The 22,409-nt window shown below is 39.6% G+C and carries 26 protein-coding genes and 1 pseudogene; 5 read left to right on the top strand and 22 right to left on the bottom strand.

Going from position 1 to position 22,409, the window contains the following annotated elements:
- Nucleotides 1–13 precede the first annotated feature (13 nt).
- From EM808_RS07545 to EM808_RS07520, 6 genes are all read right to left on the bottom strand, one after another.
- Nucleotides 14–433 (bottom strand): stage V sporulation protein AB, encoded by a 420-nt coding sequence (locus tag EM808_RS07545; protein WP_127737566.1) that lies wholly within the window; start codon nt 431–433, stop codon nt 14–16.
- Entirely contained in the window at nt 423–1,043 is a 621-nt protein-coding gene (locus EM808_RS07540; protein WP_127737565.1) for a stage V sporulation protein AA, read from the bottom strand. Before EM808_RS07540 ends, EM808_RS07545 begins: the two co-directional genes overlap by 11 nt.
- Nucleotides 1,044–1,161: 118 nt before the next feature.
- Nucleotides 1,162–1,917, bottom strand: coding sequence for an RNA polymerase sporulation sigma factor SigF (sigF, locus tag EM808_RS07535; protein ID WP_127737564.1), 756 nt, complete (start codon nt 1,915–1,917; stop codon nt 1,162–1,164).
- A gap of 12 nt (nt 1,918–1,929) precedes the next feature.
- Nucleotides 1,930–2,370 (bottom strand): anti-sigma F factor, encoded by a 441-nt coding sequence (spoIIAB, locus tag EM808_RS07530; protein WP_127737563.1) that lies wholly within the window; start codon nt 2,368–2,370, stop codon nt 1,930–1,932.
- Nucleotides 2,371–2,721 carry an anti-sigma F factor antagonist gene (spoIIAA, locus tag EM808_RS07525; RefSeq protein ID WP_127737562.1) on the bottom strand — a complete coding sequence of 117 codons (351 nt, stop codon included), beginning with the start codon at nt 2,719–2,721 and terminating at the stop codon, nt 2,371–2,373.
- A 117-nt stretch (nt 2,722–2,838) separates the two neighbouring features.
- Complete coding sequence (locus EM808_RS07520) at nt 2,839–4,002, bottom strand: D-alanyl-D-alanine carboxypeptidase family protein (RefSeq protein ID WP_182103044.1); 1,164 nt, start codon at nt 4,000–4,002, stop codon at nt 2,839–2,841.
- Nucleotides 4,003–4,226: 224 nt separating this feature from the next.
- On the opposite strand from EM808_RS07520, the gene map reads away from it, so the two are divergent.
- Nucleotides 4,227–4,973 (top strand): type I methionyl aminopeptidase, encoded by a 747-nt coding sequence (map, locus tag EM808_RS07515; RefSeq protein WP_127737560.1) that lies wholly within the window; start codon nt 4,227–4,229, stop codon nt 4,971–4,973.
- A gap of 345 nt (nt 4,974–5,318) precedes the next feature.
- Here the strand turns inward: map and EM808_RS07510 are convergent.
- The 10 genes and pseudogenes from EM808_RS07510 to EM808_RS07465 form a co-directional block, all read right to left on the bottom strand.
- A pseudogene (locus EM808_RS07510) lies at nt 5,319–6,587 on the bottom strand (amidohydrolase); the annotation flags it as partial.
- 93 nt (nt 6,588–6,680) lie between these two features.
- A complete protein-coding gene (locus EM808_RS07505) occupies nt 6,681–7,985 on the bottom strand; it encodes a pyrimidine-nucleoside phosphorylase (RefSeq protein ID WP_127737918.1) in 1,305 nt (434 codons plus the stop codon).
- Between the two features lie 26 nt (nt 7,986–8,011).
- Entirely contained in the window at nt 8,012–8,833 is an 822-nt protein-coding gene (locus EM808_RS07500) for a purine-nucleoside phosphorylase (protein WP_127737559.1), read from the bottom strand.
- 12 nt (nt 8,834–8,845) lie between these two features.
- Entirely contained in the window at nt 8,846–10,030 is a 1,185-nt protein-coding gene (gene deoB / locus EM808_RS07495; protein WP_127737558.1) for a phosphopentomutase, read from the bottom strand.
- 163 nt (nt 10,031–10,193) lie between these two features.
- Nucleotides 10,194–11,084 (bottom strand): site-specific tyrosine recombinase XerD, encoded by an 891-nt coding sequence (xerD, locus tag EM808_RS07490; protein WP_127737557.1) that lies wholly within the window; start codon nt 11,082–11,084, stop codon nt 10,194–10,196.
- 6 nt (nt 11,085–11,090) lie between these two features.
- Nucleotides 11,091–11,318: a YqzK family protein gene (locus EM808_RS07485; protein WP_127737556.1), complete on the bottom strand. Its 228-nt coding sequence runs from the start codon at nt 11,316–11,318 to the stop codon at nt 11,091–11,093.
- Between the two features lie 132 nt (nt 11,319–11,450).
- Nucleotides 11,451–11,900 (bottom strand): ferric iron uptake transcriptional regulator, encoded by a 450-nt coding sequence (fur, locus tag EM808_RS07480; protein WP_127737555.1) that lies wholly within the window; start codon nt 11,898–11,900, stop codon nt 11,451–11,453.
- Between the two features lie 127 nt (nt 11,901–12,027).
- Entirely contained in the window at nt 12,028–12,693 is a 666-nt protein-coding gene (spoIIM, locus tag EM808_RS07475) for a stage II sporulation protein M (protein WP_127737554.1), read from the bottom strand.
- Nucleotides 12,694–12,930: 237 nt separating this feature from the next.
- Nucleotides 12,931–14,106, bottom strand: a complete 1,176-nt coding sequence (locus EM808_RS07470; RefSeq protein WP_127737917.1) for an endonuclease Q family protein — start codon at nt 14,104–14,106, stop codon at nt 12,931–12,933.
- 10 nt (nt 14,107–14,116) lie between these two features.
- A complete protein-coding gene (locus EM808_RS07465) occupies nt 14,117–14,659 on the bottom strand; it encodes an NUDIX hydrolase (RefSeq protein WP_127737553.1) in 543 nt (180 codons plus the stop codon).
- A 95-nt stretch (nt 14,660–14,754) separates the two neighbouring features.
- Between EM808_RS07465 and mciZ the strand changes: the two genes are divergently transcribed.
- Nucleotides 14,755–14,907: a Z-ring formation inhibitor MciZ gene (gene mciZ, locus EM808_RS07460; protein WP_127737552.1), complete on the top strand. Its 153-nt coding sequence runs from the start codon at nt 14,755–14,757 to the stop codon at nt 14,905–14,907.
- Between the two features lie 75 nt (nt 14,908–14,982).
- A complete protein-coding gene (locus EM808_RS07455) occupies nt 14,983–15,894 on the top strand; it encodes an aldo/keto reductase (RefSeq protein ID WP_127737916.1) in 912 nt (303 codons plus the stop codon).
- Nucleotides 15,895–15,925: 31 nt separating this feature from the next.
- Here EM808_RS07455 and EM808_RS07450 read toward each other — a convergent pair whose 3' ends face one another.
- The 3 genes from EM808_RS07450 to EM808_RS28520 are packed head-to-tail and all read right to left on the bottom strand — an operon-like array spanning nt 15,926 to nt 16,829.
- Nucleotides 15,926–16,174, bottom strand: coding sequence for a YqkE family protein (locus EM808_RS07450; protein WP_127737551.1), 249 nt, complete (start codon nt 16,172–16,174; stop codon nt 15,926–15,928).
- A gap of 18 nt (nt 16,175–16,192) precedes the next feature.
- Nucleotides 16,193–16,642, bottom strand: coding sequence for an OsmC family protein (locus EM808_RS07445; RefSeq protein ID WP_127737550.1), 450 nt, complete (start codon nt 16,640–16,642; stop codon nt 16,193–16,195).
- Between the two features lie 34 nt (nt 16,643–16,676).
- Nucleotides 16,677–16,829: a hypothetical protein gene (locus tag EM808_RS28520; RefSeq protein WP_164849590.1), complete on the bottom strand. Its 153-nt coding sequence runs from the start codon at nt 16,827–16,829 to the stop codon at nt 16,677–16,679.
- 178 nt (nt 16,830–17,007) lie between these two features.
- On the opposite strand from EM808_RS28520, the gene EM808_RS07440 reads away from it, so the two are divergent.
- A complete protein-coding gene (locus tag EM808_RS07440; protein WP_127737549.1) occupies nt 17,008–17,916 on the top strand; it encodes an alpha/beta hydrolase in 909 nt (302 codons plus the stop codon).
- Nucleotides 17,917–18,031: 115 nt separating this feature from the next.
- Here the strand turns inward: EM808_RS07440 and msrA are convergent, their stop codons facing one another.
- The 3 genes from msrA to rnz form a co-directional block, all read right to left on the bottom strand.
- Nucleotides 18,032–18,547 carry a peptide-methionine (S)-S-oxide reductase MsrA gene (msrA, locus tag EM808_RS07435; RefSeq protein ID WP_127737548.1) on the bottom strand — a complete coding sequence of 172 codons (516 nt, stop codon included), beginning with the start codon at nt 18,545–18,547 and terminating at the stop codon, nt 18,032–18,034.
- Nucleotides 18,548–18,751: 204 nt separating this feature from the next.
- Nucleotides 18,752–19,543: an SDR family NAD(P)-dependent oxidoreductase gene (locus EM808_RS07430; protein WP_127737547.1), complete on the bottom strand. Its 792-nt coding sequence runs from the start codon at nt 19,541–19,543 to the stop codon at nt 18,752–18,754.
- A gap of 23 nt (nt 19,544–19,566) precedes the next feature.
- Nucleotides 19,567–20,490 (bottom strand): ribonuclease Z, encoded by a 924-nt coding sequence (gene rnz / locus EM808_RS07425; RefSeq protein WP_127737546.1) that lies wholly within the window; start codon nt 20,488–20,490, stop codon nt 19,567–19,569.
- A gap of 388 nt (nt 20,491–20,878) precedes the next feature.
- On the opposite strand from rnz, the gene zwf reads away from it, so the two are divergent.
- Nucleotides 20,879–22,384 (top strand): glucose-6-phosphate dehydrogenase, encoded by a 1,506-nt coding sequence (gene zwf / locus EM808_RS07420; protein WP_127737545.1) that lies wholly within the window; start codon nt 20,879–20,881, stop codon nt 22,382–22,384.
- The last annotated feature ends 25 nt before the right edge of the window (nt 22,385–22,409 follow it).

The raw sequence follows: 22,409 nt of genomic DNA, 5'->3' as shown, positions 1-22,409 counted from the left end.
CATCTTGCCTGTCCTACGGTGCAAAATACATCCAATGAAACAGAGAGCCGAAGATTTTGCCAAATACCAGCGCCATCATCAAAACGAGAAGCCGATCATCCATGCCCACCCTTTTTGCTAAAAGCGGAAAAACATTCAATACTTCTGTTAGCGCAGCAGCTATCATGCCAATATAAATGCCTCCTGCAAGACCCATCACAATGAGGATGAATGACGAAATGGAAAAGGAAGGTTCTCTTAAAAATAAAAACGTACCGCAAACTGCACCACAGACAACGGACCACTCATAGGAGTGAATCTTACTGCCTGTTTTTGTTAGTTGGGTGAGTCTCGGTATGATGCCAAATACGGTCAAAAAGGCAACATAACCAGCTCCGACTGTAATACCCCAAGCCGCCCCGATAAAAAGCACAACAAGTATCTTAATGATCATCTAGTTTTTTCATGCTTTCTTTATTCTCATGCATGATTACATATTGATCCAAAGCTTGCTGATAGGAGAAAACCTCTACTTCCAGGGGACTTGGCTCTTCGTTAAAACGCTTTTTAAATACATGATTAAAGAAGATAATCATCCCCAGGCCTAAACCTAAGCTATAGGGAATTTGAAATATAAGAGGCTTTTCCACCTCTTTTCCTGTAATGATTTTATACAGCTTTTGATGAACTGCTTGCATACTAACATCTTCATGAAAGTTCATAATAGTCAGAGCAGATCCAATAAAAAGAAGCAGCCAAACTAGCAAAAAAAGCGGTATTGATGCTTCCTTTTTTTTGAGGATGACTTCAATGATGGTTTGTGCAGGGCCGATAATCTGTATCTCCAAGTCTTGGTTGATGCTGCGGATTGCTTTTATAATTCTTGTACTGTCAATGACAATGATATTTCGATCACCCTCTGAAATACGGTAAATGACCATTGCTTCCAATTGTTCCATTAGAGCATCAGCAGCAATCACTTGTGCTAAATCTCGCAGCAGCACATCCTCATTCAATCTTTTTTCGATACGATTTCTCATCCGAATATAAACCGTCTCAGCCATTCATGTTCACATCCTAACATCTAATGTTTTTGTGATGATGGTAGTATTTGCATGAAAGTGGTAATTTATTAGCGGGAAGATAATTGGTAATATTTCCATAAAAAAAAGCAGATGGATATTAAATATCCATCTGCTCTTTCATTTGTAATAATATCTTTTTCTCAAGCCGCGATACTTGTACTTGTGAAATTCCCAGCCTTGTCGCAACCTCTGATTGTGTCTGGTCTTTATAATATCGGAGGTACACAATTAGCCTTTCTCGTTCATCAAGCTCCCTAATCGCTTCTTGCAAGGCGATTTTATCAAACCATTTCCCCTCATTGCCATCATCAATCTGGTCAAGAAGGGTTATAGGATCGCCATCGTTTTCATATACTGTTTCATGAATAGAGGAAGGTGTTCTTGCAGCCTCTTGTGCTAACACTATATCCTCTGGCGGAATATCAAGATGCTCTGAGATCTCTCCGACAGTCGGTGTCCGTCCATACTGTTTGGAGAGCTCATCTTTTGCTTTCCTGATTTTATTGCTCAATTCCTTTAAGGAGCGGCTCACCTTGACTGTGCCGTCATCACGAATAAAGCGTTGAATTTCGCCGATAATCATCGGTACTGCATACGTCGAGAATTTCACATCATAGCTTAAATCGAATTTATCGACCGATTTAAGCAACCCGATACTGCCGATTTGAAACAGGTCATCAGGATCATAACCTCTGTTCAAAAATCTTTGCACGACGGACCATACAAGGCGCATATTTTTCTGGACTATTGTATCTCTAGCTGACTGATCGCCATCTTGGCTTCTTTTAATAAGCTCCTTCACTTCATGGTCTTTTAAATACGTTTCTTTCTCCTTTTTTACCTCCACATCCATAAGCGATTCTCCTTAATTGCTTAGCATTTTGCTCTTTATTAAATGCTTGCGCAGGCGGATCTCAGTTCCATTTTCAGGGCTAGAATGCACGTCAATTTCGTCCATAAAATTTTCCATGATGGTGAATCCCATTCCGGATCTTTCTAATTCAGGCTTTGTCGTAAATAACGGCTGTCTTGCTTCTTCCACATCCATAATTCCTCTACCATCATCACGGATAGTCAAATCAATGAAGGAATCCTCCATAATGACAGAAATATAAACTATTCCATCAGGATCATTTTCATATCCATGTATAATACAGTTTGTGACTGCTTCAGAAACGACCGTTTTAATTTCCGTCAGTTCATCCATTGTCGGATCAAGCTGTGTAATAAACGCAGCGACAGTTACCCTTGCGAAGGATTCATTTTGGCTTTGTGCGCTGAATTGCAAATGCATTTCATTTCTCATTTATGCAACCCCCAATCTTTCAAGTGCAAATTGTTCATTTGTTTCCAGCTTCATTATTTTAAACATGCCAGACATATCAAACAACCTTTGTACACTCGGGGAGATTGCACAAATCACCATTTCTCCGCCTAGCTGCTTTATTTGTTTATATCTGCCTAAGATAACTCCTAAGCCTGAACTATCCATAAATGATAAATGCTCTAAGTTTAAAACAATATGGCGAATATTTTTGCTCTCTATCGCTTCTGTCGCTTTTGTGCGTAGCTCTTCCGCGTAGTGATGATCTAATTCTCCTGCTAAACGAATACAAAGAACATTGTTTTTTGTTTCCAGCTCAATATTAAGACTCACTATCCATAGCCTCCTCTATTTGGTTTAGTGAGTCAATTCTACCTTGAATCCATCATTTCCTTCAAGCAAGACAAAACTAGTGTTGATTCGCTAAAAAAACAGGAATGGTGACATTTTTTATTCTGTTTTCGTGAACATTCCTGCCGTTCGTTTAAAGAGCGTCCACCAGCCAGCTTCCTTAATTTCTGTTTGGGAAACAAGCGGACTTTCTACAATTACCTTCCCATCCTTGATGAACTGAACCTTACCAATTTCCTGGCCTTTTAAGATTGGAGCCTTAAGATTTTTGGACATCGTTATTTTTTTCTCCACGTCATCCACCTTTTCTCCTTTTTTCGTTAACAGGGAGATTGGTTCACTTGTAACTGCCGCAGCTTGTTTTTGTTCCCCTTTACTAACCTTAATCTTGCCGATCATTTCATTGCGCTTGTAAACAGGGTGTGTCTCATACTGACTAAATGCATAATCAAGCATTTTCGTTACTTGTGCATTACGCTCTTTTGATGTTGGCGCACCAAAAACAACAGCAATTACACGCATTCCATTCTTTTCAGCAGTTGCTGTTAAGCAGTATTTCGCTTCCTTTGTAAAGCCCGTTTTCAGGCCGTCCACACCTGGATAAAATTTAACAAGACGGTTTGTATTCACAAGCCAAAATTTCTTATCTGAATTTTCCCTAAGGTAAGCTTCATATGTACCTGTGAATTTCGTGATATCTTCATATTTCAATAATTCCTTTGCCATAATGGCCATATCATGTGCTGTACTGAAATGGTCATCAACAGGAAGGCCTGTAACATTCTTGAATGCAGTATTCTTCAATCCCAAACTAGTTGCTTTTTTGTTCATCATTTCTACAAAAGCTTCCTCTGACCCAGCAAGTCGCTCTGCCACTGCAACTGCTGCATCATTGCCAGAACCAATTGCTATACCTTTAAGCATTTCCTCTGTTGTCATTTCTTCACCGGGCTCAAGGAAGATTTGTGATCCGCCCATTGATGCAGCATGTTCACTTGTTCTAATCTTCTCGTCAATCTTGAGTTTGCCTTGATCAAGTGCTTCCATAATTAATAACATTGTCATGATTTTTGTCATGCTGGCAGGCGGAAGCTCTTCATTGCTGTTTTTCTCATAAAGCACTGTACCCGTATCTCTGTCAATCAGGATAGCTGATTTAACATTGTCCACCAGTTCACTGCTTTTTTCTGCAGCAAGTGTGCTTGGTGCAAGCACAGAAGCAAATAGTAACATGCTTAAAAAGATTGTTGCGATGCGTTTCATCTCATGACCCTCCATTCTATATACTGTCCCATTTTTTCCAATCGTTGTTTTTTTATACAGACATTTACTATAATTTTTCTAAAAAAAAAGGACTATTTGACATGGATGAGGCTTCCTTGACACAACAAGGCATTTGAGCTATTTTTAAACTGTTGAATAATTAGTTCGGCTTTTGAAATAAGCTATAAATATTGGCTGTTTTTTTAATTAAAGGAGGAGAAACGTTGATCCATATAAAAACGAAGGAGCAAATCGAAAAGATGAAAAAAGCCGGGGAAATCCTTGCTGATTGTCATAAGGAAATCCGCAAATTGATAAAACCTGGCGTTACTACACTTGAGATTGATAGATTTGCAGAAGAATATATTACCAAAAGAGGGGCAACTCCTGAGCAGAAGGGCTATCATGGCTATCCTTTTGCGACATGTGCTTCAGTCAATGATGTTATTTGCCATGGCTTTCCAAACAAAACCTCTTTGAAAAACGGGGATATTGTAACAATAGATATGGTCGTCAATTTAGATGGATGGCTGGCTGATTCTGCGTGGTCATATGCAGTTGGAACCATTTCAGATGAAGCGCAAAATTTGTTGAAAACAACGGAAGAGGCATTATATAAAGGGATTGAGCAAGCGGTTGTCGGCAACAGAGTCGGAGATATTTCCCATGCTGTTCAAAGCTATGCGGAATCAAAGGGCTATTCTGTCGTACGTGATTTTGTTGGTCATGCAATCGGCAGAAATATGCATGAAGAACCGCAAATTCCTCATTATGGTCCGCCAAACTTAGGAAGAAGATTAAAAGAGGGTATGGTTATTACGATTGAGCCAATGCTTAATACAGGCATGTATCATGCAAAGGTCGATTTAGACGGATGGACAGCACGAACAGTAGACGGCAGCCTATCTGCACAGTATGAACATACTTTAGCCATTACTGCTAATGGACCAGTCATATTAACAGAGCAATAAACAAAACATAAGGAAGCTGGGACATAAGTATGTGAACCAGCGTAAAGACCGAACTACTTAATCAACTATGGATTAAGTAGTTCGGTCTTTTGTTTTTAGTTTAAATACAATAAATTAGAAATTTTAGTGGAATGGAGCGGAGGCCACTCGACTACTAAGGGAAATAGAGGAAAGGCTTAGCTTCCTCCCCGCGGAAAGCGCGAGGACGAGCGCGCAATGAAACGAACTAACTTTAACTCAACATTCTATTTAGACACAACCTTCATTTTTCAAATTTAGTTGTAATTCTATTATTCGTGTTTAGAAAGCTTATCTTTTGTTTTGTCCCAGCCTCCTCTTTTTATGTCATTCATGTACAAGCTCTTTCACTTGATTCGGAGGCATAACATTTGCGGGGATTCCAGGGACATACGGTTTGGCTGCTGCCAATTTAGTAAACTCTTCTTTAGCTTCCTTTATTATCGATTGATCCTGCAACAAATCATACAGCGTTAATGCCATTGTTTTGGCGGCCAAATGCATGCCTTTAAACCCGATGGAACTTCCATAGGAAGCAGTTGCTTGCCAGGAGTGTGCTTGCACACCGACTGGTGCACAGGTTGTTGTCACTTGGCCAACAGGTGTAATCCAGCTGACATCACCAACGTCTGTTGAGCCGCCGACAGATACTTCCTTCATTTTCGGATCGTTAATACTTACAGTTGGAAGAAGTTCATCTGTATAGGCAGCGATTCGTTTTTGGGAACCTTCTACAATTTTCGGATCAATGGAAGCAATAATCTCCTTAGCAAACTGCTTTTCTTCTTCTGTAAAGTAGATCGGGTTTTCCTCCATATTCGCTTTCATCACTTCATTTAATCTGTCATTCGGCAATGTTTCATAGGCAAAGGCTAGTATTTCTGAGCTTACAGCTGTTTCTGTCATCAAAGCAGCGCCATCCGCACACTTCTTTACCCTTTCAAGCAGCTCATCGACCTGTTCCTTTGTAGCAGCACGGATATAATACCAAACAGTGCTTGTATCTGGAACAATATTCGGAGCAAGCCCTCCATTTGTGATAACATAATGAATTCTTGAACCATCTAATATATGTTCACGTAAATAATTAGAACCGATATTCATTATTTCGACGGCATCCAATGCGCTTCTTCCCGCATGAGGTGCGCCAGCAGCATGTGCAGCAATGCCTGTAAAGTGAAACTTAATAGAAACCATCGCCTGCATGCTGAAGTTAGAAGTCATATTAGCTGTACCAGGATGCCAGGTTAAGGCACAATCCAGGTCATTAAACAAACCGCTTCTAGCCATGAAGGTCTTTCCTGACAGCACTTCTTCGGCAGGACAGCCATAGTAGCGGATTGTGCCTGCAAGATTTTCAGCAGCCATTTTGTCCTTTAACGCCATCACTGCTGCGACACCTGCTGTTCCTAAAAGATTGTGACCACAGCCATGGCCTGGCCCGTTTTCGACGATTTCAGCACGAATTGGTGAAACCTTTTGAGAAAGGCCTGGCAATGCATCATATTCTCCCAAAATACCAATAACAGGCTTACCAGTCCCATACTCTGCCACAAACGCGGTACTTGATCCACCCGCATTTTCTTTAACCGAAAAGCCGGCATTATTATAACAAAACGATTAGATGGATGTCTAATTAGTTTACAAACAAGAAGATCGAGTTTTCCTCGACCTTCTTGTTTCACAAAATCAGCCAGTAATTACTTCATAAATCAATTCTGGAGCATCGACTTTTTTGTCTATGACTTTAATATGTTCATACAATCTCTGCTTCACATCATCAATATTTTCTGTATTACTGTAAATGGTTACAAGTGATTCGCCTGCCTCCACCTTGTCACCGATCTTTTTGTTAAGTACCAATCCAACAGATAAATCAATTTCCGATTCCTTCGTCGCTCTACCGGCACCGAGAATCATTGCTGCTGTACCAATACTGTCAGCAGTGATTTCTGCCACGTAGCCCGACACTTTTGCAGGAAGCTCCAGCTTGAACGGGGCCTGCGGGAGACGTTCAGGATGATCAACAACACTTGCATCGCCGCCTTGAGATTCCAAGAAGAGCTTGAATGTTTCCAAAGCCTTGCCACTCTTGATTGCTTCTTCCAACAATTCTCTTGCTGCTTCGATACTATCAGCCTTTTCTGCCAAATATACCATTTGAGATCCAAGAGTAAGACACAGCTCTGATAAATCTTTTGGCCCTTGACCTTTTAATGTATCAATCGCTTCCTTTACTTCTAGTGCATTGCCAATTGCATATCCAAGTGGCTGGCTCATGTCTGAAATAATCGCCATCGTTTTACGGCCGACATTATTACCGATTCTTACCATCGCTTCTGCAAGCTCTCTTGAATCATCCAATGACTTCATGAATGCTCCTGCACCCGTTTTTACATCAAGACAAATCGCATCAGCACCTGCAGCGATTTTTTTGCTCATAATACTGCTTGCGATAAGCGGGATACTGTTTACAGTTGCCGTAACATCCCTTAAAGCGTACAATTTCTTGTCTGCAGGAGTTAAGTTGCCGCTTTGACCAATTACAGCAACCTTATTTTTATTTACTAGTTTAATAAATTCCTCTTTATCGATTTCAACATGGAAGCCTTTAACAGCTTCTAGTTTATCGATTGTTCCGCCAGTATGACCAAGTCCGCGTCCACTCATTTTTGCGACTGGAACGCCGACAGCTGCCACTAATGGACCAAGAACAAGTGTAGTCGTGTCGCCAACGCCGCCTGTAGAATGCTTGTCAACTTTGATTCCTTCAATTGCTGACAGGTCGATGACATCGCCAGAATGAACCATTGCCATTGTTAAATCAGCTCGTTCCTTTTCTGTCATGCCTTGGAAAAACACTGCCATTGTGAATGCACTGATTTGGTAGTCAGGTATTGTACCATCCGTATAGCCATTAATAATGAAAGAAATTTCCTCTTCCGTCAATTCGCGTCCATCACGTTTTTTCTCAATTAAATCAACCATGCGCATTTTCATAGTGAGAATCCCCTTATCTACTATTTGCCGATTTCTTTGACTAATTCTTTAACATATTTCAGGAAGTCTGCTTTTACCTTTTCCGTTGTTTCAATTACTTCTTCATGGTTAAGAGGCTGATCAAGAATGCCTGCTGCCATGTTTGAGATGCAGGAAATTCCAAGTACTTTAAGACCAGCATGTCTTGCTACAATTACTTCTGGAACCGTTGACATACCAACAGCATCTCCACCTAAAACTCTTAGCATTCTAACCTCTGCAGGTGTTTCATAGGAAGGACCTGTATTACCGACATAAACACCCTCTTGCACCTTTAAGCCAATATTGGCAGCGATGTCTTTTGCAGCTGCACGTAAATTCTTGCAGTATGCTTCAGACATATCTGGGAATCTTACACCTAATGCAGAATCATTTGGTCCGATTAACGGATTTGTTCCCATATTGTTTATATGATCAGAAATCAACATTAAGTCCCCAGGAGCAAATGCTTCATTCACACCACCTGCCGCATTTGTTACGATAAGGTTTTCAACACCTAGTTCTTTCATCACACGAATAGGGAATGTTACCTTTTCGAAAGTATAGCCTTCATAATAGTGGAATCTTCCTTGCATTGCGACAACTTCAACACCGCCAATTGTTCCAAAGACAAGCTGGCCTGCATGGCCTTCCACTGTAGATACTGGGAATTCAGGAATTTGCTCATAAGGAATTTTGACAGCATTTTCAATTTCCTCTGCCAAAACACCAAGTCCTGACCCTAGAATAAGCCCAAGCTTCGGTACTGCTGCATATTTTTCTTTTAAAAAGTCTGCTGATTGTTTAATTTTAGTATAATCCATGTTCACTGCTCCTTATATTAAATCCTTCAAGAAACTTTTGCCGTGCTTAGGTAAAGTAACTTGGAAATTATCTGCTATTGTTGCACCGATATCCGCAAATGTTTCTCTTAACGGAAGCTCACGGCCAGCACTGATTGCTTTATTATATACTAACAAAGGCACATATTCTCTTGTGTGGTCTGTGCCAGGAGCAACGGGGTCATTGCCATGGTCTGCCGTAATAATAAGCAAATCATCTTCATTTAAGAGCGGCAATACCTCTGTCAGCCTTGCATCATATTCCTCTAGTGCCTTTCCATAACCGATTGGGTCACGTCTGTGTCCATAAAGGGCATCAAAATCAACAAGATTTAAGAAGCTTACGCCTGTAAAGTCCATATGTAATGTTTCTAGAAGCTTATCCATTCCGTCCATATTGGATACTGTTCGTAGTGATTGGGTTACACCCTCCCCATCATATATATCCGAGATTTTTCCGATAGCAATACTGTCTAGCCCATTGTCCTTTAACTCATTCATCACTGTTCTATCGAAAGGCTTAAGTGCATAGTCATGACGGTTTGCAGTCCTTTTGAAATTACCTGGCTCACCCAAAAACGGTCTTGCAATAATTCTGCCGACCATATATTTCTCATCAAGAGTCAATTCTCTTGCGAGTTCACAAATTTCATAAAGCTCTTTTAATGGTACTACCTCTTCATGTGCAGCAATCTGCAGAACCGAATCAGCAGATGTATAGACGATTAAATCGCCTGATTTCATATGCTCTTCTCCAAGCTCATCTAGAATCTCCGTACCACTTGCAGGCTTGTTGCCGATAATTTTTCGGCCTGTTTTTGCTTCTAGTTCTTGCAGAAGCTCATCCGGAAATCCTTCTGGAAAAACACGGAACGGTGTATCAATACGCAAGCCCATGATTTCCCAGTGGCCTGTCATTGTATCCTTCCCGTTTGATGCTTCCTGCATTTTTGTATAATGTGCCAAAGGCTTGTCTGCCTTTTCAATTCCTTTAATTACCTCGATATTGCTCAAACCTAATTTTCCCATATTCGGCATTTGTAGGCCATTCATTTTTTCTGCTATATGACCAAGGGTATGTGCACCTAAATCGCCAAATTTTTCAGCATCTGGTGCTTCACCAATTCCGACTGAATCCATCACAATCAGGAATACCCTTTTAAATGGATATTTGGACATTTTTTTACCTCCTAATATAAATTAATCATCCTATTTTACCCTTTAGTATGTATCTTTAACCAAAAAAATTATAGCACATTGTCAGAAGTCTGACATCTATTTCCTATAATTATTTTAGGGCCAGCCTTTCACCATACGAATGTCGGTGGTGAAAGGGCTGACCCTATGCTCTTGGATGATATTGACTGTAAACATCTTTTAATCTAGTTTTTGTAACATGTGTATAAATTTGTGTTGTTGAGATATCAGCATGTCCTAGCATCTCTTGAACCGCCCGCAAATCTGCCCCATTCTCCAATAGATGGGTAGCAAATGAATGCCTTAAAGTATGTGGAGTGATTTCCTTTTTGATAGCTGCTTCTTTTCCAAGACGTTTAAGGATTTTCCAGAATCCTTGCCGGGAAAGTCTTCTGCCATGATGGTTAAGAAAGAGCGCATCTGATTTTTCTTTTTTATTCGAAAAATCTGCTCTTCCTTCTTCCAGATAAACGGTTATCGCCTTTGTTGCAGCACCGCCAATCGGAATAATTCTCTCTTTATTCCCTTTGCCGATACAGCGTACAAATCCCATCATCAAATGAACATCGTCCATGTTCAATTGAATCAATTCACTTACACGAATTCCTGTCGCATACAAAAGCTCAAGCATTGCCTTGTCCCTTTTTCCGAAATGATCGAGCTTTTTAGGAAATTCAAGCAATGCCTCCACCTCTTGCATGGATAGCACTTTAGGCAATGACCGCTCTCCTTGCGGGGTTTCAATATGTACAGTCGGATCCTCTTCTGTCACCCTGTCACGGAAAAGAAACTGATGAAATGCTCGGATGGAAGCTATATGTCTGGCGATTGTTTTGGAAGACTTCCCATTATCCTTCAAAAACCCCAAAAATCGAACGATATGTGCGCGTTGAATATCAGTCAGGCCAATTTGTTCTATGTCTCTTATATACTTGCAATAGGATTTCAAATCCCTTTCATAAGAAACTAGTGTATTTTTCGCCAAACCCTTTTCCACTAATAAATAATGCATAAAGTCCTTTAGCTGTTGTTCCATTTATCATTACTCCCCATTTAAGAAAAAAAGAAATATTCGTTCTTTCCAGGAAAACTCTTCAGCCTCCCCATCACCGCTCACTTTCACAGCAGCTCCAGACGGTTCATCATAGCGATGAAAATCCTGATATTCTTCATTAAACCATATAAGTGCATAATAAAAAAGAATCGTACATCCAACAAAAAGCAAAAATACCTTTGCTGTCCGAAAGACAACTTTAGACCATTGCAGCATAAATTTTCCTCCAAACTAGTTTCTTATTAAAAGCTATGCCAGTTTACGAAGAAAATATACCTATAATAGAGCCTATTCTATGAAACAAATCAAAAAACCTTCTCCATATGAAAAAGGTTTCTCATTCTTTTTTTAATCTGCACTTTTTTCATTGCAGCGATGACATATTCCATGAAAGGTTAAACGGTGATCTTTTATTTTAAAATTCCAGTCACGTTCAACTACTTTTTCAACATCTCCTAATAAATCCTCTTGAATCTCGTCAACAGCACCACATTCTATGCATACTAAATGATGATGAAAGTGAGCTGCACCTTCTTGTCGTAAATCATATCTAGAAACACCATCACCGAAATTTATTTTATCAACGATTTTCAGCTCAGTCAGGAGTTCTAAAGTCCGGTAAACTGTCGCTAATCCAATTTCGGGCGATTTTTCTTTTACAAGGAGGTAAACATCTTCTGCACTTAAGTGGTCTTCTTCATTCTCTAGCAAAACCCTCACTGTTGCTTCTCTCTGAGGAGTCAATTTATAGCTCGAAGAATGCAACAGCTTTTTTATTCTATCTATTCTACTTTCCATTCCGAAAGTCCCTCCCTAGCCACTGTCCATATCATTATAACAGAAGAAGGATTAGAATCCTAATAAAAATTATTATAAATAAGAATCAATAATTATTTGTTATTTAAAATCATTATAATCTATTACTTTATAAACTAAAGCCGCCTATAAAGGAGCCGACCATATTAACAATGGATTTCATTAAGCCAGGAGAAATATATGCTTCAACACCTGCAGCTATCACTAAAGAAACAATTGCCCCAACCAACAATACCATGTATCGCCCGAATAACGGAAGCATTGGTTCTCCCATTTTTTTTATAAATTGCTGTCTGATCATCTTGAAAGAGAATGAAACAGCTAATGTTGCAGATATGATGAACACAGGAATGATAATGATATTTTGCGGCAATACAGAAACAAAAGAAAGTAAAAAGCCATTCCAGCCCATTTGATTCACTAAAAATCCGACTGTAAACCCGACAACCATTCCTTTTATAAATAATAAAATGAGAATAACAGGCAACCCAATAATCGAAATGCCTAAAAGCCACATTAAGCCGATGAATTTACTGTTATGAGAAAAGCTCTGAATAAACAAGTCTTTGCTGTCTGCAACCTTGCCGTTGGAAATTTGGCTGAAAAATTGTGATAAATAATAGAAAAGATCTTCTTTTTGGCTTAATGTCAGGCTGTTAACCACAATTGCACCGAATATGACACCCATTAAAAACAACACTGCAATAAATAAATAGATGGAGGAATGTTCTCGAAAATGATTTGCTAGAATGTTCTGGTACTTATTTTTTTTCATTGCTATCTCTCCTCTGTGCCAATCTGTTATTTCATTCTATGAAACAAGTGCACAGCATATGACTAGTAACTCTAGTATTTTTCTACCAATTATATTTAGCATATAGAATTCAGTTTTTGTGCTAAACCGGAAAGGAAGAGATAATACTTTCTAAACAGAAAAACAAAAAACCAAACTATTAATCAATAATGATAAAATAGTTTGGTTTTGAATTAGAGTTACAAACTGTTTTCTGTTTTATTTATTTTCTTCCTTTATATAAACACTTCCGTAACGGCCTCCGCCTCCTACTGTGAGGGACAGGTTGCCTTCTCTTGCTGCTTTGATATAGTCTGCTATTTTGACTGGGACTATTTCGGCCAGCTTTTCATATGGTGCAGCATGTATGATTTGCATTTCTGTTGAGAAATAGGTAAGCAGCTTCTCCAGTGTTTTGTTTCCTAAACCTGGGATGAATTCAAGTGGTACTTGGTGAATATAGGGTGGCCGCTCTGGTTTCGTACTGTTTGTTGAAAGCTCCTGAATCCTTGCAGCAACTCCTTTTTTCACGATTTTATGACCACAGCTGCTACAAGCAGCTTCTTCTTCTCCTAGTGGCTTATGACATTTCAAGCAAACAGTTTCATGATATTTGCCTAACAACGGGTCCATCCCATAATTCGCCACAATGCTCCTGCCATCCATCCCCTTTAATGCCTTTTCCAGCTCTTGAAAGGATGCTTCCTTCAGCTCTAAAATTTGATATTCACGGCCGAGTTTCGCCAGTGAATGGGCATCTGAATTTGTTACATAAGGATAAGCATGAAGCTCCTTTATATTATCGGCCATTTCTGTATTTGAGCTTAAACCTAGCTCGACTGCATCAATGAGTGACGGATCGAAAACCTCTGAAAGAGATTGCTTCACACCGCTTCCATACATACTTTTAAACGGCGTGAAGATATGAGCAGGAATAAACAGGCCGCCAAGCTCCTTTACCTTTCGCTGCAGCTCAATTCCTGTCACATATATGCGTTGTGAACTTAATTGAATATTCTTCATTTTGCCAGACAGCCATAAGGAAAATCCCTTCATTGCGTTCAATGTCGGCAAGTAGCAGAGCACATGGATCGGTCCACTGCATGTATCATCATATATCTCTAACTCAGAGCCAGGAATAATCGTGATACCATCCATTTCCAGACCGCCGCCATTCTTTTGCGTCATTCTGCCTTCTGCTATGTATGTATCCATTTCCATTAATACTTCAGGTGAATGACAATCAATAATCCCAATCATATCAAGTCCCTTTTGAAAACTCGCATACTCAATGATGTTCAAAAGGGTCAAGTTCCGAGATCCGGTTATTTTAACGGCTTTACCGCTTGCTGTTCTGCCAATATGAATATGCAGGTCTGTAAATATTTGTTTCATCCCTATCACCTTATTTTCCAAGAAGCTGCCAGTATTGAACAGCATACATTGTTTTTGCATCAAGAATTTTTTGCTCCTTCATTAAATCAAGCGCTTCTTCTAATGAGATTTCCATAAGATTCACAAACTCATCCTCATCAAGTCCTGCTGCATCCTCCTTTTTATATAGTCCTTTTGCTAAGTAGATATGAACTAGTTCATCTGCAAAGCCTGGCGATGTATAAAAGGAGGTAATATGCTCCAAGTCCTTACAGCCATAGCCAGTTTCTTCCTCAAGCTCCCTGCTTGCACAAACGGCAGGATCCTCGTCCTTTTCCAGCTTACCTGCCGGAATCTCAATAATCGCTTTTTCAAAGGCTTTTCTGTATTGTTCCACTACAACAAGCTTATCATCCTCTGTTATGGCAATAACAGCTACCGCACCAGGATGCTTAATGATTTCCCGTGTCGATGTGTTCCCATTCGGAAGCAGCACCTCATCGACTTGCAGAGAAATAATTCTTCCTTTAAAGATTTCCTTTGTGCTGATTGTTTTTTCTTCTAAATTTTCCATCTGTGTTTCACTCCTGTTCTATTTTCTAAACCCATTTTCATATATTTCATTATACTTATTTCCCCTTCCAAAAGGGAAGGAAACGGAGGCAATCCTTGAAGATTTCTAAACAACAAAACGCAATTATCCTGACAGGCAAGGCTTGGCAGGTGCGGCATATGCTTAAAAATTATCAAAAAGACTATAAGTTTGTAAAAGACTGGATAGATGCAGATACACCGCAAAGAAAAAAAGAAGACAAAAAATAGGGCACATCCTTTGTCTTCTGCGTCTTCTTTTCGATAAAATAAAGAGGCAAGCTTAACATGAGAGAGGTGTTTATGATGAAAAAGAACCGTTTAGGACAATCTGATTTATATATTTCTGCACTTGGTCTTGGATGCATGAGCTTAGGAACAGACGAAAAAACGGCTTTCCCTGTGCTGGAGGCAGCAATGGAAGCTGGTATTAATTATTTTGACACAGCTGATTTGTATGACCTCGGACAAAATGAGCAATTACTCGGCAAATTCTTTAAGCAAAATCGTGAGGATATCATCATTGCCAGTAAAGCGGGCAATAAATGGCAGGAAGGTAAAGAAGGCTGGACTTGGGATGCCAGCAAATCTTACATAAAGGAAGCTGCCAAAAACAGCCTCAAGCGTCTTGGCACTGATTACATTGATTTATATCAGCTCCATGGTGGAACATTGGATGACCCTATCGATGAAACGATTGAAGCGTTTGAGGAATTGAAGGAAGAAGGCTATATCCGTTATTACGGCATTTCCTCCATTCGTCCAAATGTCATCAGGGAATATGTAAAGCGTTCTAATATTGTATCTGTTATGATGCAATACAGTGTATTGGACAGGCGTCCAGAGGAAGAAGCATTGCCGCTGCTTCATGAAAATGGCATCAGTGTTGTTGCACGGGGACCTGTCGCAAAAGGGTTGCTTAGTGACAATTTTGCGAGAAAGCTTTCTTCAAAGGGCTATATGGAATACACGGAAGAAGAACTTCGCTCAACATTAGAGTCATTAAAGGAAAAATTCGCTGGCAAGCATTCCTTGCTGGAAGCGGCAGTACAATATAATCTTGCTAATCCTGCAGTTGCCTCTGTTATTGCTGGTGCAAGCAGTGTTTTGCAGCTGCAAGAAAATGCTAAAGCTGTTAACAGTGCTGCACTTACTCCAGATGAACTAAAAATCATTCAGGAGGCTTCAAAGGCATCCATTTATAAAGATCATAGATAATAATAAAAGCAGCAGGGTCATCCTGCTGCTTTTATTTGAATTCTTTCCAGTTCATCGGAGTATCGTTCAGAAGCTCTTCAAAGCTTTTGTTTTTTTCTTTTTGGCGGCGTTCTTCTTTTTTTCTTGCTTCTTCTGCTTTTAGTCTTTCTTCCTCTTCCGCCTTAAGTTCCTGCTTCTTATCCTTTAATTGCTTTGCAAGCTGCTCATTTAGCATATCTCCTAGTGTTACTGGCTTATCGCTGGTTTCTTTTTTTGTCTGTCTGTTTTGTTTCTTTTTCATGTAAATCTCCCCTACTATTTATTCACCGATTCGTATCGTCTCTTCCAGACTAACTTTAACATTGCCTTTAATTGCTCTTGTAATCATGCAGGATGCCTCCGCTTTCTCAGCAAGCCTTGCTGCAAGCGCCACGTCCTTTTGTGTCGCTTCATCATTTAATATAATTGTTGGACGATGGATAATCTCTTTATAAGTAAAGACACCGTTTGTCACATCTACAATCGCTTCCGATTCTAGGTTTAAGCTTTTTTTGTTCAAATTGCTTCTTTCCATCATAGCAGCCAACGTGATAATGAAACAAGTTGCTGCCGCACCTAAAAGCATTTCATCCGGATTTGTCCCGACACCTGGCCCATCCATTTCCTGCGGGATAGAAATTTGCGTTTTTAAGTTCCCGCTTTCAATTGTACCGATATCATTGCGAAGCCCTGGCCAGTTTGCCTTTAAATGAAAATGATGCTCTGCCATTAATGATCAACCTTTCTGTTTGCACTTGCTTGTATCATACCATATTTTTTGGTTCCCGTTCATTTCCGCGCTTCTGTCCACTAACAGGCTCTATTTCCGGGAAAAACGGTGTGTCACGTAATGAAACAAGCCGTATACTGTTACTATTCTTGCTATTTTTCAGTGAGATACCTTTCCCCAGCTCCATATGTATATGCTCTTCTGATTAAATCTGCCAAATTACGGGTATCCTTATTTTTGTATATATGTATCGGTAGCCTAAAAAGGTTGTATTTTCTACTATTGCCTGCTTTGTTTCTTTAGAAAATAATGGTAAACTCATAGTAGTTTTTTGAAATGAAATTATTTTGTTCGGGGGAATGAATGTGAAAAAATTTTTTCGCTATTTCTTTTCATTCTTGATATTTTTTACATCCATCGGTGTTTACTGCACAAATAGGTTGATGTATATGAAGAAAAAAGAGGACGAATTTATCTTTAACAGAGAAAAGGCCGCTGGAAGGCTTGATCCTGTGACATTGGAGACACTAAAAAAAAGGGAAATAAATATTCCGTCTCCATATGGCTATATGTTAAAAGCAATTGCTACAGAGCCATATCCTAATAAGCGCTATATTATTATTGCTCATGGAGTAACTGAAAATAAACTAAATTCCATCAAATATATGAACATGTTTTTAGAAAGAGGATTTAATGTCATTATCTATGATCATCGCAGACATGGCGAGTCTGGCGGTAAAACAACAAGCTTTGGTCATTTCGAGAAATTTGACTTAAAGGCCGTTGTTGATTGGTTAAAGGCGGATAAAGGCGAAGATATACTATTAGGAATTCACGGAGAATCAATGGGTGCTGCTACGATGATTTTGTATGCTGGCATGGTCGAGGATGGAGCTGATTTCTATATTGCTGATTGTCCCTTCTCTGACTTTGGTGAACAATTGAACCATTTAGTCAAAGCAGAAATGAAGGTGCCGGGTAATCTTTTCTTGCCAATTGCTGATTTGGTCCTGCGGGCAAGACAGCGATATTCCATCCGCCAAGTTTCCCCCATTGCTGTAATTGATAAAATTGAGAAGCCGATGCTATTTATCCATAGTGAAAAGGACACCTTTATATTGCCTGAAATGACACAAAAGCTGTTCGAAAAGAAAAAGGGACCGAAGAAGCTATTTCTTGCATTAAACGGGTTCCATGCTCAAAGCTATAATGAAAATAAGCAAGAATACGAGCAAGTAATTGATGACTTTTTGCAGGAGTACGTTATGAAATAATGGGCAGATGCTTTATTAGAGAGTGAAATTGTTTAAAACTCTGAAACTTTTGCAAACAGAATTATCATATTGGAACGAAAAAGGCTGTGCAAGGTTCCTTGCACAGCCTTTTTTCTTACTGCCAATGTTCGTTTATATATTCATCTCTGCCAGACTTTTCTCTGTCCTCTTTATAATGCTGCTTGTTTTTCTTATGATAGTCCTGGTGATATTCCTCAGCAGGATAAAAAGTTACAGCAGGCTCAATTTCGGTAACAATCGGCTTTTTGAAACGGCCACTTTCCTCAATTGCCTTTTTTGACTCCTTTGCCAGCTGCTTTTGCTTTTCATTATGATAATAAATCGCCGTACGATATTGAGAGCCTCTATCATGAAATTGCCCGCCGCTGTCTGTTGGATCAATTTGCTGCCAATATAGTTCTAGCAGTCTTTCGTATGGAAATAACTCTGGATCAAAGGTGATTTCTACCACTTCCGCATGTCCAGTAGTTCCTGTTTTTACTTGCTCATATGTAGGATTTTCGATATGTCCTCCCGTATAGCCTGACACAATACCGCCAATTCCAGGAAGCTCGTCAAAAGGTGTTACCATACACCAAAAGCATCCGCCTGCAAATGTCGCTTTTTCCATGTTGTCTCCCTCTTTCTATCCCATAATGCTTCTATTATAGAAGCTTTTCCCTTACAGATTGAAACTAGTATATAATAAAATCTAGTAGGATACTACCATTTAACACTAAAAAGAACGGCTGTGCTAATGGATATTACTTCAAACAGACCTGCATGAAATTATAAGATACATCCTATGATTTATAAACAGAGTCCCCCAGAGTGATTATTTTTTATCAAGCATACCGCCCATTACCCGATCTGCTATGCGCGGAAATAAACTGTACAGAATACTCCCTGCATTCATCCACCCTGGCAGGTTTAGCTCTCTTTTTGGCCTTAAAAGCATTGCGGTAATACGGTCTGCTACGTAATCTGTTGTAAGCATAAATTTCTGTACGTTCTTTACATAGTTGCCGGACTTATCTGCTATTTCAAAGAAATTGGTATCAATTGGCCCAGGATTAACAGCACTTACATTTATAGCAGTTTTCGCTACCTCCATCCGGAGACTATTTGTAAAGCCTAAAACAGCATGCTTTGTGGCAGAATAACCAGACGATTTTGCTGTGGCAAGCTTGCCGGCTTGTGAAGCGATATTAATAATATGCCCCTTGTTTTCCTGCAGCATAGACGGTAGAACCTCTTTTGTACACGAAATAAGACCGAGCACATTTACTGCAAACATTCTTTCCATATCCTGCATATTTGTTTCATGCAAATACTCAAAAATGCCAAAGCCAGCATTGTTAACGAGAATATCGACAAATCCTACCTTTATATATATTTCTGTAAAAACCTCATGAACCATCGTCAAATCACTGACATCCAACACAAAATAAAGGGGCTCTGCTGCTGTCTCTTTCTGTATTCTCGCCGCAATTTCCTTCAGCTTGTCTTCTGATCTTGCAATAAGGATTGGTCTAGCACCGAGCCTTGCTGCATTCTCAGCCAGCCTTTCTCCGATTCCGGAGGACGCACCTGTAATGATAATATTCTTGCCTTGTAAGTCTCTCATCGCTTCACCTCTTCATTTACTTGCTATTCTTTATAAGCTGGAATCTCATACTCTTTAAAGTCCTCCGCTACAGATGAAGCTGGAAAGATTGCTTGTGCCTCCTCTAGCAATGTTTCTGTTGTATCGTATCTCGCACTGATATGTGTAAGAATCAAGAATTTCACGCCTGCTTCCTTTGCGTTTGTCGCGGCTTGTCCTGCTGTTGAATGATAATACTCGCCCGCTATTGCCGCTTCTTTTTCTGAAAATGTAGCTTCATGCACTAAAACATCTGCAGCCTTTGCCAGCTCTACAGCAGCACTACAGCTTCTAGTGTCACCGAGAATAGTAACTATTCTACCTTTTATACTAGGACCAACAAAGTCCTTCCCGTTAATGATGGTGCCATTTTCAAGGGTTACTTCCTTGCCTGCTTTAATTTCTCTGAAGAGTGGTCCTGGCTTAACTCCCATTTCCGCCAATTTTTCTGTCAAGAGAGCGCCTGGCCGATCCTTTTCGACAATTCGATAACCAAAGCTTTGCACACCATGCTCTAGCATTTTCGCTTCGACATAAAACTGATCTTCGTCCAAAATAATGCCCTCGTTAACTTCGACTATATTCAGTTCATATTTCAAATAAGTTTGACTGACCTTCAAGCTGACAGCAATATAGTCTGCAATGCCTTTTGGACCATAAACAGTCAGTGGAGATTCTCCGCCTTGAAAGGATCTGCTAGCCAAAAAGCCTGGCAAACCGTATATATGATCACCATGGAGGTGAGTAATAAACACCTTTTCCACTCTTCGCGGCTTAATATTTGTATGTAAAATTTGATGCTGTGTCGCTTCGCCACAATCAAATAACCAAATGCTCCCTTTTTCCTCAAGCAGCTTTAACGCGATGCTTGTCACATTCCTCGCTTTTGCTGGTATTCCAGCACCAGTGCCTAAAAATGTTAATTGCATAAAAACCAATCACTTCTTTCTCTTTTTCTCTTGTTTACCTATATAAGAGGTTAGGTATGCTAACATTGTATAATTTGCACAAAATAACCGTTGATACTAGCAGTATAATGCAAAAAATGACCTAATCCAAATATATTAAAACTTTTTCCTAGTAAGTTTCCCTATTATCATGTAATATCTAAAAAGATAACATATTTTTTAGGTATCGATATGGCGGCTGCCTACTTATTAAAATTTTCAAATATTCAAACATAATATTTGCTAAAATGATTTTAGTCAGCTAAAATTCTATACCAGTAAGATGCTTACCATAGAAAAAACATGGCAAGATCAACACCATTGGAGATAAAAGCATTGAGATCCATACATATATATAGAAAAGAGGTCCATGTACGTGAATCAAAATCAACATTCTACTGCGTTAATCATGATTTTTGGGGCAACTGGAGATTTGGCAAACAGAAAGCTGTTTCCTTCCCTTTACCGTTTGTATCAAAAAGGCAAGCTTTCCCGCTTTGCTGTAGTCGGTGTAGGAAGAAGAACGTTAACGGATGAGCAGTTCAAACAAAATGTACAGAACTCTGTCGCTGAAGCGATTGATGGAAGCAAGGATTTAGAAGCATTTGCTTCTCACTTCTGCTACCATTCACATGATGTTACTGATTCCAGTTCATATGCTGCTTTGAAAAACATCGCGGACGACCTGGACAACAAATACAGTTTAGGCGGAAACCGTGTGTTCTATCTGGCAATGGCACCTGAATTCTTTGGCCCGATTGCTATCCATCTTAAACAGGATGGTCTTACAGATGTTTCAGGCTTTAAACGCCTTATCATCGAAAAGCCATTTGGCCATGACCTAGAATCAGCAAAAGAGCTGAATGAACAAATCCGGACAGCATTTGCTGAAAATGAAGTATACCGAATTGACCATTATTTAGGTAAAGCAATGGTACAAAATATTGAAACGATCCGTTTCTCTAATGCCATTTTCGAAAACCTATGGAATAACCGCTATATCAGCAATATTCAAGTTACTTCAAGTGAAGTTTTGGGTGTTGAAGAACGAGGCAGATACTATGAAACTAGCGGAGCACTTCGTGATATGGTGCAAAACCATATCCTGCAAATGGTTGCGTTGCTTGCAATGGAGCCGCCTATTCGTCTAACACCTGATGAAATCCGTTCTGAGAAGGTTAAAGTATTCCGTGCGATGCGCCCTGTTGAAGGGGAAGACGTAAAGAACTACTTTGTCAGAGGCCAGTATGGAAAAGGACTTGTCGAAGACCAAGAAGTACCAGGTTACAGGGAAGAACAAATGGTTAATCCAGCATCACAAACAGAAACATTTGTAGCCGGAAAAGTCATGATTGATAACTTCCGTTGGGCTGGAGTGCCTTTTTATATCCGTACAGGAAAACGCCTTGAATCAAAATCTACCAAAATAGTTGTTCAGTTCAAGGACATTCCAATGAACCTTTACGACAAGAAAGATCAAGCACTTACTCCAAACTTGCTTGTTATTCATATTCAGCCAGAAGAAGGCATTACCTTGCATTTAAATGCTAAAAAAGCTGGTCAAAATATGGAAGCTACACCAATTAAATTAAGCTATGCAAACACAGGCATTGCAAGCATCAATACACCTGAAGCATATGAAAAGCTGATTGATGACAGCATTCATGGCGATGCAACTAACTTTACCCACTGGGACGAGGTAGCTCTTTCTTGGAGCTATGTTGATAAAATCTCACAAGCATGGTCAAGCACAACTGCTGAAAACTTCCCTAACTATGCTGCTGGCAGCATGGGACCGAAGGAATCAGACGAACTGCTTGAAAAAGACGGCTTCTTCTGGTGGCCACTTAGCCAGTTTGAAGTAGATGTTTGCTGATTATAATTATAACAATATCAAAAAC

Origin of the sequence: Niallia taxi (assembly GCF_004005475.1) — a bacterium.
Lineage (GTDB): Bacteria > Bacillota > Bacilli > Bacillales > Cytobacillaceae > Niallia > Niallia taxi.
The sequence above is the reverse complement of the archived record's forward strand: the minus strand, read 5'-3'. Positions and strand labels throughout refer to the sequence as shown.